The following is a 15,437-nucleotide window of genomic DNA, read 5'->3' on the forward strand; positions in this document are numbered from 1 at the left end:
TCGTCGCGCAATAAAGAGATCATTCCATTAGTGCCGCGAAGTCATCGCTGTTGTCGATCACTCGATTGACCCTAACCATCTTCAAGCGGCCCGAGCGGCTCTCAATGCGGAAACCGTAGACAACCACCACGGCGCGAGGATCGTTTTGCTGAGCGGCGTTCATCTGCAAACTTCGTGTGATCAAACCAATAATTGCGGAAGTGCGAGCCCGCTCATCAAGCTCGAAAGGAATGGGACGCTGCTCCTCAATGACGAACAATCGACCCTTGAACGTGTTCATGTTGTAACTCGACACGACGCCTACAATTCCGTCTTCCTCCTCGCTCCTGATAGATTGCATTAGGTACTCGTAGGTGAGAACGCTCATGTCCGGGCCAAGCTTGCGAGGCGCTCCGGATGGGCTATGATCAAAAAGCGCAGCGCTTGTAGCGGTCTTTGAGGCAACGATGGGACGGTGCATGTCAGCTATGCTGGTCTCCGTCTTCTCCATCGCGCTGTTGATCTTTTGCTTGGTAATGCCTTTCGCCGCAAGCTTTTCCGCATGCAACTGCTGAAGCGTCTTATCGTAATCAGCATGGAAGCCCATAGTTTCGTAAAGCACGTAGTCGTAAATCGAAGTGACCACGTGACCAACGGGCGAATCCTTGCCGACAGATCCCACGGCAAAGGCCGCGCCAACGATTGCGGCAACCACCTTCCAACTACCCTCTTCCGGTGCGTGAATGAGAATCTGCGCATCGCGCAGGGCCGTGGCTTGCGTGATCACTTCGCCGTGGAGGGCAAGGTGCGTCACGAGTGCCAAAGATCGCTCGAAGCCTGCGAGCGCGCGAGCCGCATCATAGAAGTCGATAGCGTTCTGTGCTGCCAAAGCGCCGTCATAGCGAAGTGTGATTTCGATCATTGAGCCCCCTGCACCCTGCCGGTCGAGGCTATAGCCTCACCTGTAGGTTCGCAAGGTGATGGCCGGAAAGCTTGCTTTCCCCTGAGCGTCGCGCCAGGCAATGCTGGGTGCTTCGACGGTGACAGGTGCGACAACCCCTAAACAGCATTTGGTTCTGGGCCTTGCCTTCTGCGTAAGCGACGCATCCGCCAGAGCGCATCCTGCAATTTCGTTCAAGACCGGTAACGCCTTCCTGCGCGATCTCCCGCTTGTCCGTTCCCGGACGAAGGAGAGAGCAAATGCTGCGATTTTCGACGGTGGCTGCGATGTTCATGTTTGTCTGCGCAAGCTCGGCGCCCGCGCAATCGCCACTTACGCCCGAGGCGACCGCCCCCGAAGCCGTCGTAAGGGCCTATACGGACGCGGCCAACACGGGCGATCTGGAGCGGTTCCTCAGCCTCTACCATCCGGACGTTCGCAAATATCGCTCCCCGGCGAGCTGGCGTCGGAAGGCCTCGCCCACGACCGGCAGACCTATGCCAAGTCCTTTGCCGCGAACCCCCATCTGCATGTCGAGACGCTCGCGCGCATGACCCTCGGCGACAAGGTCGTCGTCCACGATCGCGTGACCGGCCTGGCGGGCGGAAAGACGGCCGAAGAGATTACCGCCTATCAGGTCGAGAACGGCCTGATCACCAACATCGTCTATCTCGAGCGCGTCGCGCGTTGAGGCGAGACGTGCCTACGGCCGCTGTGGCCGACGCGGCGCTAATCACCGGCAGTGGCTCTGGGGGGGCCGGGTCGAAGTCCACCCAGGGTAATCAGGGTGGCAGCTCACCTTCGCTCACCTTCGCGCTCCCCAGCGCCGCCCACGCAGCGAGCAAGTGCGCGCTGCGGCAGGCGAGACATAAGACGAACTTCCGATGCAGGGCACCGGCCACCTGCCGTTGCCCCGCGGCAGGCCGAAGCCCGCGATCGCCCGAAGTGGGATCGAGCGCCCGAAATATGGTTTCCGGCGCCTCCACACTTCCGAGGGGGTGAACAACCTCGTCGCTTGGCGGTTGTGGTCGATCGAACGCCAGCGAGCGAGGGCACGTGACGGACAATATTCGGGAACCTCTGGAAGCCGACACGCAGGTCGAAGCGCCGCCGCCCAGGGCAGGCCTGGTCAAGGTGATCGGCTCCAGCGTGATCACCGGCGCCGCCGACGACGATCCGTCCGCGATCGGGACCTATGCCAGTGCCGGTGCCCGCTACGGCCTCGGCTTCCTGTGGATCGCCCCCGTTCTGCTGCCGATGATGTACGTCGTCGTCTACCTGTCCGCCAAGATCGGCCAAGTCTATGGCAAGGGCCTGTTCGCCTGCATCCGGGATCAGTTTCCGAGGTGGGTCCTGATGCCGATGGTCGTCCTCGCCTTCACCGGAAACATCATCGAGGCCGCCGCGGATCTCGGCGGCATTGGCGCGGCGCTCAATTTGCTCATTCCCATCCCGATCCCGTTGATCGTGATCGGCACGGCGGCGATCATCTTCACCATCCAATATTTCGGATCGTACACGCTCATCCGCCAGATCTTCCGGTGGCTTGCGCTCATCCTCTTCGCCTATGTGGTCGCCGCGATCATGGCGCGCCCAGATCCGCTGGAAGTGCTCCGGGCCACGTTCGTCCCGCGTATCGAATTCTCGGCCGAATTTCTCTCGCTGGTCGTCGCCTGCATCGGCACGGCCCTCTCCGCTTATGTCTACACCTGGCAGTCCAACCAGGAAGTCGAGGAGCAGATCGCGATCGGACGGCGCCAGCTCTGGCAGCGCAAGGGCGCGAGCCGCAAGGAGATGAAGGCGACGAGCCGTGACGTTCTGATCGGGATGATCTTCTCCAACCTGATCCTCTATTTCATCATCATGTCCACCGGCCTCACCTTGCATCCGGCCGGCCAGACCGAGATCGAAACCGCCGCCCAGGCTGCCGCGGCACTCGAGCCGCTCGCCGGCGAGGCCGCCAAATACCTCTTCGCCGCGGGCGTCGTCGGGGTCGGCTTTCTCGCCGTTCCGGTGATGACCACGGGGGCCGCATACGATGTCGTGCAGGGACTTGGCCGAGAGGGCAGCCTTCACGATCAGCCTGACCAGAACAGGCTCTTCTACGCCATCATCGCCCTCGTCACCGCCGCGGCGGTCGGCATGAACTTCCTCGGCTTCAATCCGATGAAGGCCCTCGTCTGGTCGGGGATCGTGCAGGGCTTCTCGGTCCCGCCGCTGCTGTTGTTGATGATGCTGCTGACCAACAGCCGCACGGTGGTCGGCGCCCGCACCAACGGGCGCGTCACCAACATCTTGGGCTGGGCGACAACCTTGATCACCTTCCTGTGCACCGCGTCGCTCGTCGTGACCTGGTTCATGTGATGCCGGCCGGCCCGGCCTTCAGGCGGAGCATCGTCGTCTCGGGCCTGCTGATGCTGATCGGCATCGCGATGCTGCTCGGCGGGGCAATTCGCGGCCAGGCACCTCTCTGGTGGACGCGATCCGGAGCGCTGCTGATGGTCGCCGGTGCGTTCGTCGAAATCCTGGCAGTTGCGCGTCATGCGCGATCGAGGCGGTGAGCGCCATCGCTCACCCCAGCCATAGAATGCCACAGCCGGGTTCCCGGCACAGGGCGAGGCCCGCAGACGCCAGCACGGTCCGCGAGGCCGTTTGCCCGCTGATCCCCAACAGAGATGTAGAAGAACGCCGGAACGATCAGAAATCAAACCACACATTCGCGCGCTTGCCCGCCGCTTCGTCGCCGGCTCCTACCGGCCGGCCTCACCCACCTTCCCGACCCGAGCGGCGACAAAGGCGGCGGCCCCGATTGCCGCAGCAGCCCCCAGCCACATTCCGCGCGAAGGCTTCTGCAGCGCCACCGCGACGCTCGTCCTGCGAACCCAATCCTTCTGCGTGCCTTGCACCTCGCCATCGGCCTTGGGCCGGTAGAGGTTGTTGCGCATCGCCGGGTCGCCGGGGTCGCGCGGTTCCTGCTGCATGCGCGTGCCGATCGCCTCCATCACCAGGTCGGTGATCCGCGGCGCGAGCTGGCCGATGAGGGCGGCCGCGACCCCGCCCCCGCCGACATAGATGGACCGCTTGCGGTGGCTGCACGCGAACAGGATCGCGTCGGCGATTATGTCCGGGTGATAGAGCGGCTGCGGGATGCGCGGCGGGTTGTCCATGTAGTTGCGGGCATGCTCGGGATAGGGCGTGCCGCAGCCGCCCGGCTTGACCAGGGTCACCGAAATGCCGGCGCGCTGATGCTCGAGCTCCATCCGCAGGGTGTCGGTGAGCCCCTGAATGGCGTGCTTGCTGGCCGAATAGGGGCCCTGCTGGATGATCGCCCGGTCGCCCAGGATCGAGCCGACGTTGACGATCGCGCCGCCGCCCCGCGCCTTCAGATGCCGTGCGGCCGCGAGGCAGGCGTAGAGGGTCCCGAAATAATTTACGGCGAAGATCCGCTCATGGTCCTCCACTGGAACCTGCTCGAGCGTCCCGTAGACGCCCGCCGCGGCATTGTTGACCCAGCTGTCGAATCCGCCGAACATTTCGGTCGCCCTGGCGACGATCTCTTCCGCCGCGCCGCGCGCCGCGACGTCCACCGCGACGCTCGTCGCCCGGCCGCCCGAGGCGACGATGTCGCGCTCGATCCGCGCCAGGCTCCCGCCGTTCCGCGCCACCAGCACCACGGCGGCGCCGCGGCGCGCCGCCTCCAGCGCGGCGGCGAGGCCGTTGCCGCTGCTCGCTCCCGTGATGACGATCGTCTGTTGGTCGATCGGCTTGAACCTGATGCGCACGAAACTGTCTCCTGGCGTTGATCACGCCCGGTGGCGCTGCAAGCCTCAACGGGGCCGGCGCCGCGGAGTGCCCGACCGGGACCAAAGCCCGTATCGGGCATCGCCCGGCGAAATGGCGTTGGCCTCGCCCAGTGGCACGCCGCGCGATCGGCCCGGATGACCCGGCACCGCTTCCCCCGGTAACCAACGCGGCAGCAGGCGGTTGGTCTTGCCGAATGATAAGGTCTTGAGCGCGCCCCGCCCCTTCGTCACAACCGGAGGCATCCTTGGGGGGAGCGCTCTATGTCCGGTCGGTTCGTCCTACCGTCGAGATTACGCGGACACGTACGAAAACCCCTAAACAGCTTTGGGTAAGGGGGCCCACTGCCCAAGATGAGCGCCACTCCCGTTTCAAGCTTCATCGCCGGGAGCCAGGCAGACGGGATCGTCCTGCAACGACCGCTGCTCAGTTCGCCGGAGCACCAATGCTTAACCAACGTCCGGTAGCGATGAAGCATGCGTGCGATCCTGCTTCTGCTGGTCATCTCCGCCTGCGCTCCCGTCGCTGAGCTTCGGGAGGCGCACCAACGCGGCGACGTGGCGGCGACCGGCCCGGCCGATGCGCTGACTGCGCGGCTGTTCGATGAGATCGCACGCACCCTGCACCCGCTGGGCGACAACCGGCGATCGCTCGCGGCTGAGATTCCAATGCTCCACTTCGTGAGCGACGGCCGGCCGAGCGCAGAACCGGGCCTGTGCGAAGCCGACCACGTTCTCGTAGACCTTCAGCCGCGGGCAACCGCCGCCAGGCTCCGCGTCAAGCAGCTGTCCGCTTCTCCAGTCTACTTTGCGCCTTCGCTCCCGCGGTTTATCGCGCAGCCGAGACGAGGATTGACGTCCCGGGAGGCGGAAGCGGATGCGGCGATCTGCAATTCTACCGATCCGCGCCGGCACAACCTGCTGTCAGCGCCGTCGGCGACCCTTGCCGCGCGCTCGATACGCGAAATTGCGCGTCTCGTTGAAGCCGTGAGGGCCGCCAAGCCACCTGAAAACCTGCTCTGCGGCGCCTTTGCTGTTGACCAGGTCAGCGACAGTCGCGCCTCGTGCCTGCAGGCGATTGCTGCGCTCACGCCCGTGGATCTGATCAAGATCGACCTATGCGCGGACACCCCACCGGGCACCTGCCTGATCGCCTCGAACCAGGTCGTGGCGATTCGCTTCGACGTGCCCGAGCCGAGTCTTTCGCCGAGGCGGGTCACCGTTGGGCCGGTTACCGAAGGCATCATTGTGACGCGATCCGGATTTCCAAAAGGCACCTTACGGGGCCTTACCGGGACAGGTGCGAAAACCCTTAAATAGCCTTGGGCTCCGAGCCTTTCCTTTTGCCTCGGTGACGCATTCGCCGGAGCGCACCCGGCAATTTCGTTCAAGACCGGTGAGCGTTCCTGCGCGATCCCGCCGTCGTCCATTCCCGGACGAAGGAGAGAGCAGATGGTGCGGTTTTCGACCGCGAGTGCAATGCTCATTTTTGTCTTGGCAGGCTCTGCGCCCGCGCAATCGCCGCCCGCGCCCTCCGCCGCCGAGGCCGTCGTGAAGGACTATACGGACGCGGCCAACAAAAGCGATCTGGAGCGCTTCCTCAGCCTCTACCATCCCGCGGTCCGCAAATATCGCTTCTCCGGCCAGCTGGCGTCGGAAGGCCTCGCGCACAATCGGCAGGCTTATGCCAAATCCTTTACCGCCAACCCCGATCTGCATGTCGAGAAGCTCGCGGTCATGACCTTCGGCGACAAGGTCGTCGCCTACAATCGCGTCACCGGCCTGGCCGGCGGAAAGACGGCAGACGAGATTACCGCCTACCAGGTCGAGAACGGGCTGATCACCAACATCGTTTATATCGAGCGCATCGGCCGTTGAGGCGAGACAGGCTTTTGGAGGCATCGATTCCATTCGCCGGATGAAGGCGGCTGCGACATTCAAGTGCTGGAGTCATACATTTGGCGTACGGTACCGAGCGGCTGCACTGTCACCCTCACCCTGAGCAATAGGGTTGCTCTCTCACCCAGGCGGCAATATCCTCCCGTGATGTGGCCTTCCTGAATGGCCCCCAATATGCCGCGGCGCCTCGCCATTTCTGACCTTCCTTCTTTGCGATCGCTCGCGCGGTCGGAACAAGCCGGTTCAAAATGCGAACTCCACATCTGAGATTGACATTGGGTTCATGAAGCTTCGCTGCGGAGTCGACGTCGCAGCCGTAAGCGCGTGCGCTCTCGTAGGAAAGCTGTAGGAGGCCACGACTGACAACGTACTGCCCAGTAGAATCTTTGAAGCTCTCCCGGTACCGCTCGGTTGGTCGATAATTACTTTCACGTTTTGCAAGAGATGACAATAGCGCGGCCCAGAAGATCTCTCGCTGCTCCTCATCTAAACGACGATAGTCCGGACAGTAGGTGCTGATGTCTGACGGCACGAAAGTCGCGGCGGTAAGCGCTTGCCCCAACTCTGAGACGGCTGTCATCAGAAAGGCTGACCATTGTGCCCGCTCGCCGCTGTCCCCCCATCGGCCAACGAACGATACCGACCTCACGGGCTGTGGTGCCGCGCTAACTTTCGGATCCGATGTCGTCGGGGCATTCGGTGTGAGTGCAGGAGTGACCGAAGGGGCGGCGGTGGTACCGAGCGAGGTTGGAAGAGTAGGCTGGGCCGACGCGACAGGATGGGTGCCCGGCGCTCCCCCTTGGCCTTGGCCTGTTCGCTTGTTCGTATCTTCGGTCTCCCTGTTGAGGCGCTCCCGTTGCTCTGCTGCGGACCGATTGAGAAGGTCCTGCATCCCTAGAAAGGAGCAGATGTTGGCATAGCGAAGGATGGCGCTTTGAGCCGTTGCATAGTCGGCTGGAAGCGTTGCGCCCGGTCCAAGGGTGCGCGCCCTAAAGCTGTCTTTGGCCGCGTGCACCAAGGATTGAACATTGCTGAGGTCCGCCGACACCATGAACGCCGAGTCGTAGTGCCTCCAGGCAGAGTCGGCCAGACCAGTGGCGACCCCGACGGCTGTGACGGCATCTTTGCCCGCGTTTGCTAGATTGAGGAGGCTTTGAACAACCGTCCCCGCGTCATTTGTGATTGCCCGCCCGAAGCTCCGGCGCCGGTAAGCTTCGTCAGTCTTGGCTATGAACTGCTGACAATAGAAATCTGATAGAAGAAAGCCGGCAGACAGATACAACCGCATTTTATATTCAGGAACATTGTAGTCAGCCGGGTTCTCTGAAGCTGCTGCAAGAACGGAATACCATTTTTCGATGAAGTACACCTGTGGGCTAGTGGCCACGGCATCAATGGAGGGCGATGCGAACGGAGACGTCGGGTTCTTCGGCGTGCCAAGTGCGTGGTTAAGGTTGGTGCTCGTGCAACCCGATGCAATGAGCATAAGAGCGATTGTTGCCGCACATTTTGTCATGCCTCCCCCCCTTTTGCTAAGCGCTAATGGACGCGAACTCCTCTGGAAAATGGAATCCTACATACTAGTGCGTCGACCGTCGACGCGCATAGAATTCTGACAGCTTGAAATGATAGTTTAGTGAGCCTAGAGTCTCAAGGGAAATCTGGATTAACAGGTTGACGCATGCGCCCACCCGCGTCTTGAGGCGCCTTTCCGCTAACGTTTAAGAGCCACGTCATCGCGAGAGTAGACATGGCTCGTCAGGATAACCGTCCACTCATTTGAGAATCACGGTGGCAATGCACTGAATTGCCGCAGCTTAAGCATGGAGTTTGCGCGGCATGCACTCCCCCGCCCAACCATGAAGGACCCAACCCTGTCTGCTGCCATGTCCTTTCAATCCATTGAGAAGCGAGTTCAACAAGCCGATTTCCCGCCGGATCCTTGCAGGCGGCAGTTCGGCGTAGTTGCGGATTCCGGCGCAGATGCGTCATCAAGATTTCCTGATGCCCCCGGCAAGCCTCAAGCGCCAAGCTATGCATGGAGCGTCACATGACGATTTGGTGCTCTGTTAGCCTGCACTCCTGACGATGCTTCTGCTTCCAGGCCCGTCAATATTCTTGCGCGGGAGGGCGTTGCTCAATTCGCCCCGGCCATAGCGGCCCAGTCGAGCGCTGGTTCCAACGGGTCGCGAACAGATGAGGACGTCGGCCGCCGCGAATTTTAAATCGCGCGGATCCGCATCCAAGGCAGGTGCACTGCCTTCAAAGACTGCGGCAATGTTCGACCATCATCTCGGTCAGCACCCGCACCTTGCGGACGGGATGTTGCCCCGGCGGGCGCACCACGTAGACGCCCAGCACCGGCGGAGGGTAGCGCGTCATCACCGGAACCAGCGCTCCGGACGCCAGATGCTCGGTGACCAATAAGGTCGGGACGCCCGCCACGCCGATGCCGGCGAGCGCGGCCGCGACGAGCGCAACCGCGTTGTCGGCCTTGAACCGCCCATGCGGCTTCAACGGGATGATCTCGTCCCCGTCCATCGCCAGCCAGGTTTCATTCCCCTGCATGACGACTTCGTGGGTGCCGAACTCTTCCGGCGTCTCCGGGGCACCGTGCCGCGCGATGTAGGCCGGCGCCGCGACATAGACGGCAGGCGTTTGCCCCACCCGTCTCGCGAGCAGATTTGAGTTGGCGAGATGACCGACCCTGATCGCGCAGTCGAAACCTTCCGCGATCAGATCGACGAAGCGGTCGGTATAGCAGGATCGCACCTGCAACAGAGGGTTGAGGCGCGCCAGCTCCGCGAGCACGGGTGCGAAATGGGTCGGGCCGAAGGTCAAGGGTGCGGCGACCCGGAAGCTGCCGCGCAGTTCGCCCTCCGGCAGGATCGTTTCCCTGGCGATGTCGATTTCGGCGCAGACCCTGGCGGCATGATCCCGGAACGTCACCCCCGCCTCGGTCAGCGCGGCACCGCGCGTGGTGCGCGCCAGCAGCTGGATGCCGAGATCCGCCTCCAGCCGTGCCAGCCGCCGGCTGACGATCGACTTCGATACGCCGAGACGCAGCGCAGCCGCCGTCACCCCGCCCGCATCCGCCACCTCCACGAACGTCCGCAACTCTTCGATATCCATTTCGTGTTCCCCGATGCGCAACACAGCACGTCACGTCGTGACGCTACCGTAGCGATATCGGCGATGGCAAATGCGGGTTCGGCGACGCCCTTCAGCGTCCGCCCGCAACCACCCCGTGCAACCGCAGCCAAGGACCCGTCATGACCTTCCGCAACGGCCTCGACTCGCTTCTTCGTCCCGAGGATTCCGTCCTCGTCCTGATCGATCACCAGCCTTACCAACTGGCCAATCTCAACAGCCATGATCCGCATGCCGTCGTCAACAACACCACCGGCTTGGCGAAGACGGCCAAGCTCTTCGGCGTTCCGACAATCCTGACCAGCGTGATCGCGGATCGCGGCGGCCTGATCTTCAAGCAGGTCACCGACGTGTTCCCCGGCCAGGAGGTGATCGATCGCACCTCCATCAACACGTGGGAAGATCAGAAGGTCGTCGATGCGGTCAAGGCGACCGGGCGCAAGCAGCTGGTCATCGCCGGCCTGTGGACCGAGATCTGCGTCGCGATGCCCGCCATCCAGGCGGCCGGCGAGGGCTGGGACGTGACGGTGATCACCGACGCGTCGGGCGGCACCTCGGTCGAGGCGCACGAGGTCGCCATTCAGCGCATGATCGCCGCCGGAATCAACATGATGACCTGGGTCGCGCTGGCCGCCGAATGGCAGCGCGACTGGGCGCGCGTCGACAGCGCAGGCCCGCTGACCCAGGTCATGATCGACCATGTCGGCGGCAGCGGCATCGCCTACATGTGGGAGCAGCAATTGCTCAACACCCCGGCACCCGCCGTTCCGTCGCCGGGCGTCTGACCCGATCCGGTGGCGAGAGGCCGGCTCCGGGCCCCGTTCCCGGCATCCGGCCCTCGCTGCCAAGGCAGCGGCACCGCGGATGCGCGCCGCAACACACCAGCATGAAGGACCGCAATGGACATCGGCATCGACAGCTTCGCAGCCATCCTTCCCGATCCGCGAACGGGGCTGCTGCCGTCCGCGACCGAGCGCATGGCCGATCTTCTCGAGGAGGTCGTGCTCGCGGACAGGGTCGGCCTCGACGTCTTCGGCATCGGCGAGCACCATCGCGCGGAATTTCTCGATTCCGCACCGGCGATCATTCTGGCCGCCGCGGCCGCACGCACCAGCCGCATTCGGCTGACGAGCGCGGTAACGGTGCTGAGCGCTGTCGATCCGGTGCGCCTGTTCCAGGAATTCGCAACGCTGGATCTGATCTCGAAGGGCCGCGCCGAACTGGTCGTCGGACGCGGATCGTTCGGCGAGGCCTTTCCGCTCTTCGGCCTCGATCCGCAGGCGTATGACGATCTCTTCGCCGAGAAGCTCGATCTCTTCCTGCAGCTCGGCGAGACCAGCCATCCGCGCTGGCAGGGCCACTTTCGCCCTGAACTCAGCGGCCAGGGCGTGTTCCCGCGTCCGCACCAGGATCGGCTGCCGGTGTGGATCGGAGTCGGCGGCACGCCGCAATCCTTCGCCCGCGCAGGCGTGCTCGGGCTGCCGCTGATGGTCGCGATCATCGGCGGCACGTTCGATCGCTTTCGCCCGCTCGTCGATCTCTACCGCGAAGCTGGGGCGCGAGCCGGGCATGATCCGGCGGCGCTCAAGGTGGGTGTCCACGCGCTCGGCTTTGTCGGCGAAACCCATGCCGCGGCCGCCGACGCCTTCTTCCCCGGCTGGGCGCACCTGACCGCAACCGTCGGCCGCGAGCGCGGCTGGTCGCCGCCGACGCGCGCGCAGTTCGACGCCATGGCCGGGCCGGACGGCGCATTCCTGGTTGGAGCGCCGGCGACGGTCGCCGCCAAGATCCGGCGCGCAAGCGAGGTCCTCGGAGGCCTTTCGCGCATCACCTTCCAGATGAGCACCGCGTCGCTCGAAACGGCCGCGATGAAGCGCTCGATCGAACTGCTCGGAACCGAAGTTGCGCCGATGGTGCGCGCCAATCTCGACGATGAAGGAGTACGAACATGATCGAAATGGTCATTGATCAGCGGCGCCGCGATCTCGGCGGCGGGTTCGAGGTCGGGCGGGTGCTGCCCTACGCCAGGCGGCGGATGGTCGGTCCGTTCATCTTCTTCGATCACATGGGCCCGGTCGACATCGCCGCCGGCGCGGACCGAAATCTCGACGTCCGCCCGCACCCGCATATCGGCCTGTCGACGGTCAGCTATCTGTTCTCCGGCGAGATCATGCACCGCGACAGCCTGGGGTACGCGCAGGCGATCCGCCCGGCGGAGGTCAACTGGATGGTCGCCGGGCGCGGCATCACCCACAGCGAGCGGCTGGAGCGTGCCCGGGCGGTCGGCGACCGCATCCACGGCATCCAGGCCTGGGTCGCACTGCCGACCGAATTAGAGGAGACCGCCCCCGCTTTCTCGCACCATGCGGGCGACGACCTGCCGCAATGGCAGGAGGCGGGGGTGAAAGGGCACCTCATCGCCGGCAGCGCCTATGGCCTGGTCGCCGGCGCCGCCACCCATTCGCCCCTCTTCTACGCGCATCTCGACATGGCTGCAGGTGCCACCGCCGAGATCCCCTCCGGTCACAGCGAGCGCGCGCTCTATGTTGCCGCCGGCGAGGTCGAGATGGAGGGTCGAACCTTTGGGGCCGGCAAGATGCTGGTGGTCGGAACCGGCGCTTCGCGGGTCCGGGCGACCGTGCCGGCCACGGTGATGGTGCTTGGCGGCGAGCCGGTCGGCGAGCGCTTCATCTTCTGGAACTTCGTCTCCTCGTCCAAGGACCGCCTGGAACAGGCCGCGTCGGACTGGCGGGCGGGACGCATGAAGCTGCCGGACGCCGACGACCGCGAATTCATCCCGCTGCCGGACGCCCCTGCCCCGTCCGCGCCGGCAATGTCGTGACCGGGCCGCCTTCGGCGACACGCCGGAGCAGCCGGCGGGTCCCGGCCGCGCCGGCGCCGGACCCCGCGACAGGGCCGAGGCAGCGGCCCGGTCACGCCGGCACTGTCGAGCACGTGGAATGGAAGGAAGGACGAAAATGATCGACCTGAATGGCAAGCGCGCGCTGGTGGCCGGAGGATCGCGCGGGATCGGTGCCGCGATCGCAGTGGCGCTGGCCGAGAACGGCGCCGACGTTGCTTTCACCTACCGCAATTCGGCCGAGCAGGCCCGAGCGGTTGCGCAAGCGATCGAGGCGGCCGGGCGCCGGGCCGTGGCGATCCGCGCCGACAGCGCCGATCCGCAGGCGATCGCGCGCGCCGTCGACGAGACCGTCGCTGCTCTTGGCGGGCTCGACATCCTCATCAACAGTGCCGGCATCGGCTCTTACGGCCCGCTCGCCGACCTCGATCTCGGCGAATATCAGACGCTGATGGACGTGAACGTGCGCGCACCGATGCTGTTCGCCAAGGCTGCGATTCCGCATCTGCCGGCCGGCGGCCGCATCGTCACCATCGGTTCGGGTCTCGGCGAGCGGGTGCCCTTCCCGGGCGTCACTGCCTACGCCGTCTCGAAGGCGGCGCTGACCGCGTTCACCCGCGGCCTCTCTCGCGAACTCGGACCCGCCGGCATCACCGTCAATCTCGTGCAGCCCGGGTCGACCGACACCGATGCGAACCCCGCCGGCGGCGACGCTGCCGAGGTCCAGCGGAGCATGACCTCGCTCGGCCGCTATGCCGAGCCGCGGGAGATCGCCAATGCGGTCGTGTTCCTGGCGAGCCCGGCCGCGAGCGTGATCACCGGCGCGATCCTCAACGCCGACGCCGGCGCGCTCGCGTGACGACGCATCCTTTCGGACGACAGGCCGCCACGTCGGCTTTGCCGCCCCGACGTCCCGTGGAGCGACGCTTGGACGTCCATCGTCCCTTCCCATCGATCGCCTCGAGCAAAGGGTGAGAGCATGCGCGAAACCATGAAGGCGATCGTCCTCGCCAAATTCGGCGGCTTCGATGCGTTCGAGATGCGCGATGTTGCCGTGCCCGCCGTCGGATCTCGGCAGGTCCGGGTGCGGGTTCACGCCACCGCAATCAATCCCCTGGATTATCAGATCCGCCGCGGCGACTATGCCGATTACGTGCCGCTCCCCGCCATCATCGGTCACGACGTGTCCGGCGTGGTGGAAGAGACGGGCGCGGACGTCGGCGAGTTCGCAGTCGGCGACGAGGTCTACTACACGCCCAGGATCTTCGGCGGCCCCGGCTCCTATGCGGAGCAGCATGTCGCCGATGTCGATCTGGTCGCCCGCAAGCCGCGCAACATCAGCCATCTGGAGGCCGCAAGCCTGACGCTGGTCGGGGGAACGGTCTGGGAATCTCTGGTGACCCGCGCCCGGCTTGCCGTTCACGAGACCATCTTGATCCACGGCGGTGCCGGCGGCGTTGGCTCGGTGGCGATCCAGCTTGCCAAAGCAATGGGCGCGCGTGTCATCACGACGGCGCGCCGCAGCAACCATGATTTCGTCCGTTCGCTCGGAGCGGACGACGTGATCGACCACCGCGCCGATGACTATGTCGCGGCGGTGGCGGACCTGACGCAGGGGCAAGGGGTGGATGTCGTGTTCGACACGATCGGCGGCGACGCGCTGACGCGGTCCCCGCTCGTCCTTGCCGATGCCGGACGCGTGGTCAGCATCGTCGACATCGCCCAGCCGCAGAATTTGATCGAAGCCTGGGGCAAGAACGCCGCCTACCATTTCGTCTTCACCCGGCAGAATCGGGGCAAGCTAGACGCGCTGACCAACCTCGTCGAACGCGGCCTGATCAAGCCGGTGATAGGTGCGGTGCTGCCCTTGGCCCAAATCGGCGAAGCGCATGAACTGCTCGAAGCGGGCGGCTCGCGCGGGCTTCGCGGCAAGGTGGCGATCGACGTCGCAGGCCAGGTCGTGAACCCATAAACGACCGCTTTCGATAGAACGGTCGAACGTCCAAATAGAGGTACAGAGCGGCTGGTTCGCTTTCGAGTTTGCGGATCGCGTTGGCGGCCGCGAGGCTCGGCCTTTTGATACAGCCAGCCCTCCCCCAGTACCTGCGTCTACGAAACGCAGAAAGTCCCTCGATTTGAAGACCAGGGCCTCACCTATGCGCCAGGCCGGATCGCCCCTACACCCGTCTCGGCGAGCAGCGGAAATCGAGGAGAGCGGGATGCATCGTTGGACTCTGTCGGCCGCGATCGGCGCTGCCGTCATGATCTCCAGCGCAGGCTCGGCGCACGCGGCGCAACCTGTGGTTTCGGGCAGCTATAACCGGGACGAGGAAGGGAGCGACGCGGCCTTCCAAGCGATCGAGAGCGCGCTTGCCGGCCTTCCCAGCGCCCAGCGGCCCCTCGCGCGCATGAGCATGCGCAAGTCCATTGCTACGAGTCGATTCAGGATCTCGCTTGCAGGAAGTCGTTTCTCGATCAAGTACGATGCCAAGACACCGATCGTCCTTTGGATAGGTGGGGAGCCGGTCAGGTGGAAGCTCGTCGAAGGGCTTGTTTTCCATGTGTCGGCCAAAGCGAATGGTGACGCCGTTTCGCTGACATTCCGCGGCGACGACAGCGAGCGGACCACAGTCTATCGCAGCGTCGGGGAACAGTTGGTGGAGGAGACGACCATCATCAGCCCACTTCTCTCTACGCCCATCAGCTACAAGCTCGTCTATAATCGCGAGAATTGACCCGTCGTGGCAACACGGTGCGATGACATCGAACGCGCCACCTGCGGGAGCATCACGGCGTCGGATACCGATTG

Annotated in this window: 15 protein-coding genes; 11 read left to right on the forward strand and 4 right to left on the reverse strand. The window is 64.4% G+C overall.

All coding sequences use genetic code 11. The features are described 5' to 3' along the window. Positions 1-19: 19 nt before the first annotated feature. Positions 20-901 carry a hypothetical protein gene (locus ETR14_RS00330; RefSeq protein ID WP_129382834.1) on the reverse strand — a complete coding sequence of 294 codons (882 nt, stop codon included), beginning with the start codon at positions 899-901 and terminating at the stop codon, positions 20-22. A 100-nt stretch (positions 902-1,001) separates the two neighbouring features. On the opposite strand from ETR14_RS00330, the gene ETR14_RS00335 reads away from it, so the two are divergent. The 3 genes from ETR14_RS00335 to ETR14_RS00345 all read left to right on the forward strand — a co-directional run bounded on the left by ETR14_RS00335 (position 1,002) and on the right by ETR14_RS00345 (position 3,480). Continuing rightward, the gene (locus ETR14_RS00335; protein ID WP_129382835.1) at positions 1,002-1,610 is read left to right on the forward strand and encodes a hypothetical protein; all 609 of its coding nucleotides are present in this window, start codon (positions 1,002-1,004) and stop codon (positions 1,608-1,610) included. 365 nt (positions 1,611-1,975) lie between these two features. Then, positions 1,976-3,283, forward strand: coding sequence for an Nramp family divalent metal transporter (locus tag ETR14_RS00340; protein ID WP_243455697.1), 1,308 nt, complete (start codon positions 1,976-1,978; stop codon positions 3,281-3,283). Then, positions 3,283-3,480, forward strand: a complete 198-nt coding sequence (locus ETR14_RS00345; RefSeq protein WP_129382836.1) for a hypothetical protein — start codon at positions 3,283-3,285, stop codon at positions 3,478-3,480. Before ETR14_RS00340 ends, ETR14_RS00345 begins: the two co-directional genes overlap by 1 nt. Before the next feature lie 189 nt (positions 3,481-3,669). Here the strand turns inward: ETR14_RS00345 and ETR14_RS00350 are convergent, their stop codons facing one another. After that, positions 3,670-4,701, reverse strand: coding sequence for an SDR family oxidoreductase (locus tag ETR14_RS00350; protein ID WP_129382837.1), 1,032 nt, complete (start codon positions 4,699-4,701; stop codon positions 3,670-3,672). 495 nt (positions 4,702-5,196) lie between these two features. Here ETR14_RS00350 and ETR14_RS00355 point away from each other — a divergent pair, with 495 nt between their 5' ends. Both ETR14_RS00355 and ETR14_RS00360 read left to right on the forward strand, forming a co-directional pair. Then, positions 5,197-6,039, forward strand: a complete 843-nt coding sequence (locus ETR14_RS00355) for a hypothetical protein (RefSeq protein WP_129382838.1) — start codon at positions 5,197-5,199, stop codon at positions 6,037-6,039. 231 nt (positions 6,040-6,270) lie between these two features. Then, entirely contained in the window at positions 6,271-6,597 is a 327-nt protein-coding gene (locus tag ETR14_RS00360) for a nuclear transport factor 2 family protein (RefSeq protein ID WP_165356241.1), read from the forward strand. 115 nt (positions 6,598-6,712) lie between these two features. Here the strand turns inward: ETR14_RS00360 and ETR14_RS00365 are convergent, their stop codons facing one another. Continuing rightward, complete coding sequence (locus ETR14_RS00365; RefSeq protein WP_129382840.1) at positions 6,713-7,987, reverse strand: lytic transglycosylase domain-containing protein; 1,275 nt, start codon at positions 7,985-7,987, stop codon at positions 6,713-6,715. Positions 7,988-8,880: 893 nt separating this feature from the next. Further along, positions 8,881-9,750: a LysR family transcriptional regulator gene (locus ETR14_RS00370; RefSeq protein WP_129382841.1), complete on the reverse strand. Its 870-nt coding sequence runs from the start codon at positions 9,748-9,750 to the stop codon at positions 8,881-8,883. Positions 9,751-9,890: 140 nt separating this feature from the next. Between ETR14_RS00370 and ETR14_RS00375 the strand changes: the two genes are divergently transcribed. The 6 genes from ETR14_RS00375 (at position 9,891) to ETR14_RS00400 (ending at position 15,363) form a co-directional block, all read left to right on the forward strand. Further along, on the forward strand, positions 9,891-10,553 hold the full coding sequence (locus tag ETR14_RS00375; protein ID WP_129382842.1) for a hydrolase: 663 nt from the start codon (positions 9,891-9,893) through the stop codon (positions 10,551-10,553). A 114-nt stretch (positions 10,554-10,667) separates the two neighbouring features. Continuing rightward, the gene (locus ETR14_RS00380) at positions 10,668-11,720 is read left to right on the forward strand and encodes an Atu2307/SP_0267 family LLM class monooxygenase (protein WP_129382843.1); all 1,053 of its coding nucleotides are present in this window, start codon (positions 10,668-10,670) and stop codon (positions 11,718-11,720) included. Then, a complete protein-coding gene (locus tag ETR14_RS00385; RefSeq protein ID WP_129382844.1) occupies positions 11,717-12,610 on the forward strand; it encodes a pirin family protein in 894 nt (297 codons plus the stop codon). Before ETR14_RS00380 ends, ETR14_RS00385 begins: the two co-directional genes overlap by 4 nt. A gap of 136 nt (positions 12,611-12,746) precedes the next feature. Beyond that, entirely contained in the window at positions 12,747-13,487 is a 741-nt protein-coding gene (locus ETR14_RS00390) for an SDR family NAD(P)-dependent oxidoreductase (RefSeq protein WP_129382845.1), read from the forward strand. Positions 13,488-13,607: 120 nt separating this feature from the next. After that, on the forward strand, positions 13,608-14,600 hold the full coding sequence (locus ETR14_RS00395) for a zinc-dependent alcohol dehydrogenase family protein (RefSeq protein WP_129382846.1): 993 nt from the start codon (positions 13,608-13,610) through the stop codon (positions 14,598-14,600). A gap of 247 nt (positions 14,601-14,847) precedes the next feature. Continuing rightward, positions 14,848-15,363 (forward strand): hypothetical protein, encoded by a 516-nt coding sequence (locus tag ETR14_RS00400; protein WP_129382847.1) that lies wholly within the window; start codon positions 14,848-14,850, stop codon positions 15,361-15,363. The last annotated feature ends 74 nt before the right edge of the window (positions 15,364-15,437 follow it).

This window comes from Sphingosinicella sp. BN140058, assembly GCF_004135585.1.
Taxonomy (GTDB): Bacteria; Pseudomonadota; Alphaproteobacteria; order Sphingomonadales; family Sphingomonadaceae; genus Allosphingosinicella.

Coding starts and splice junctions, on each gene's coding strand:
- ETR14_RS00330 (WP_129382834.1), bottom strand. CDS start 901: ATGATCGAAATCACACTTCGCTATGACGGCGCTTTGGCAGCACAGAAC.
- ETR14_RS00335 (WP_129382835.1), top strand. CDS start 1,002: ATGCTGGGTGCTTCGACGGTGACAGGTGCGACAACCCCTAAACAGCAT.
- ETR14_RS00345 (WP_129382836.1), top strand. CDS start 3,283: ATGCCGGCCGGCCCGGCCTTCAGGCGGAGCATCGTCGTCTCGGGCCTG.
- ETR14_RS00355 (WP_129382838.1), top strand. CDS start 5,197: ATGCGTGCGATCCTGCTTCTGCTGGTCATCTCCGCCTGCGCTCCCGTC.
- ETR14_RS00370 (WP_129382841.1), bottom strand. CDS start 9,750: ATGGATATCGAAGAGTTGCGGACGTTCGTGGAGGTGGCGGATGCGGGC.
- ETR14_RS00375 (WP_129382842.1), top strand. CDS start 9,891: ATGACCTTCCGCAACGGCCTCGACTCGCTTCTTCGTCCCGAGGATTCC.
- ETR14_RS00380 (WP_129382843.1), top strand. CDS start 10,668: ATGGACATCGGCATCGACAGCTTCGCAGCCATCCTTCCCGATCCGCGA.
- ETR14_RS00385 (WP_129382844.1), top strand. CDS start 11,717: ATGATCGAAATGGTCATTGATCAGCGGCGCCGCGATCTCGGCGGCGGG.
- ETR14_RS00390 (WP_129382845.1), top strand. CDS start 12,747: ATGATCGACCTGAATGGCAAGCGCGCGCTGGTGGCCGGAGGATCGCGC.
- ETR14_RS00395 (WP_129382846.1), top strand. CDS start 13,608: ATGCGCGAAACCATGAAGGCGATCGTCCTCGCCAAATTCGGCGGCTTC.
- ETR14_RS00400 (WP_129382847.1), top strand. CDS start 14,848: ATGCATCGTTGGACTCTGTCGGCCGCGATCGGCGCTGCCGTCATGATC.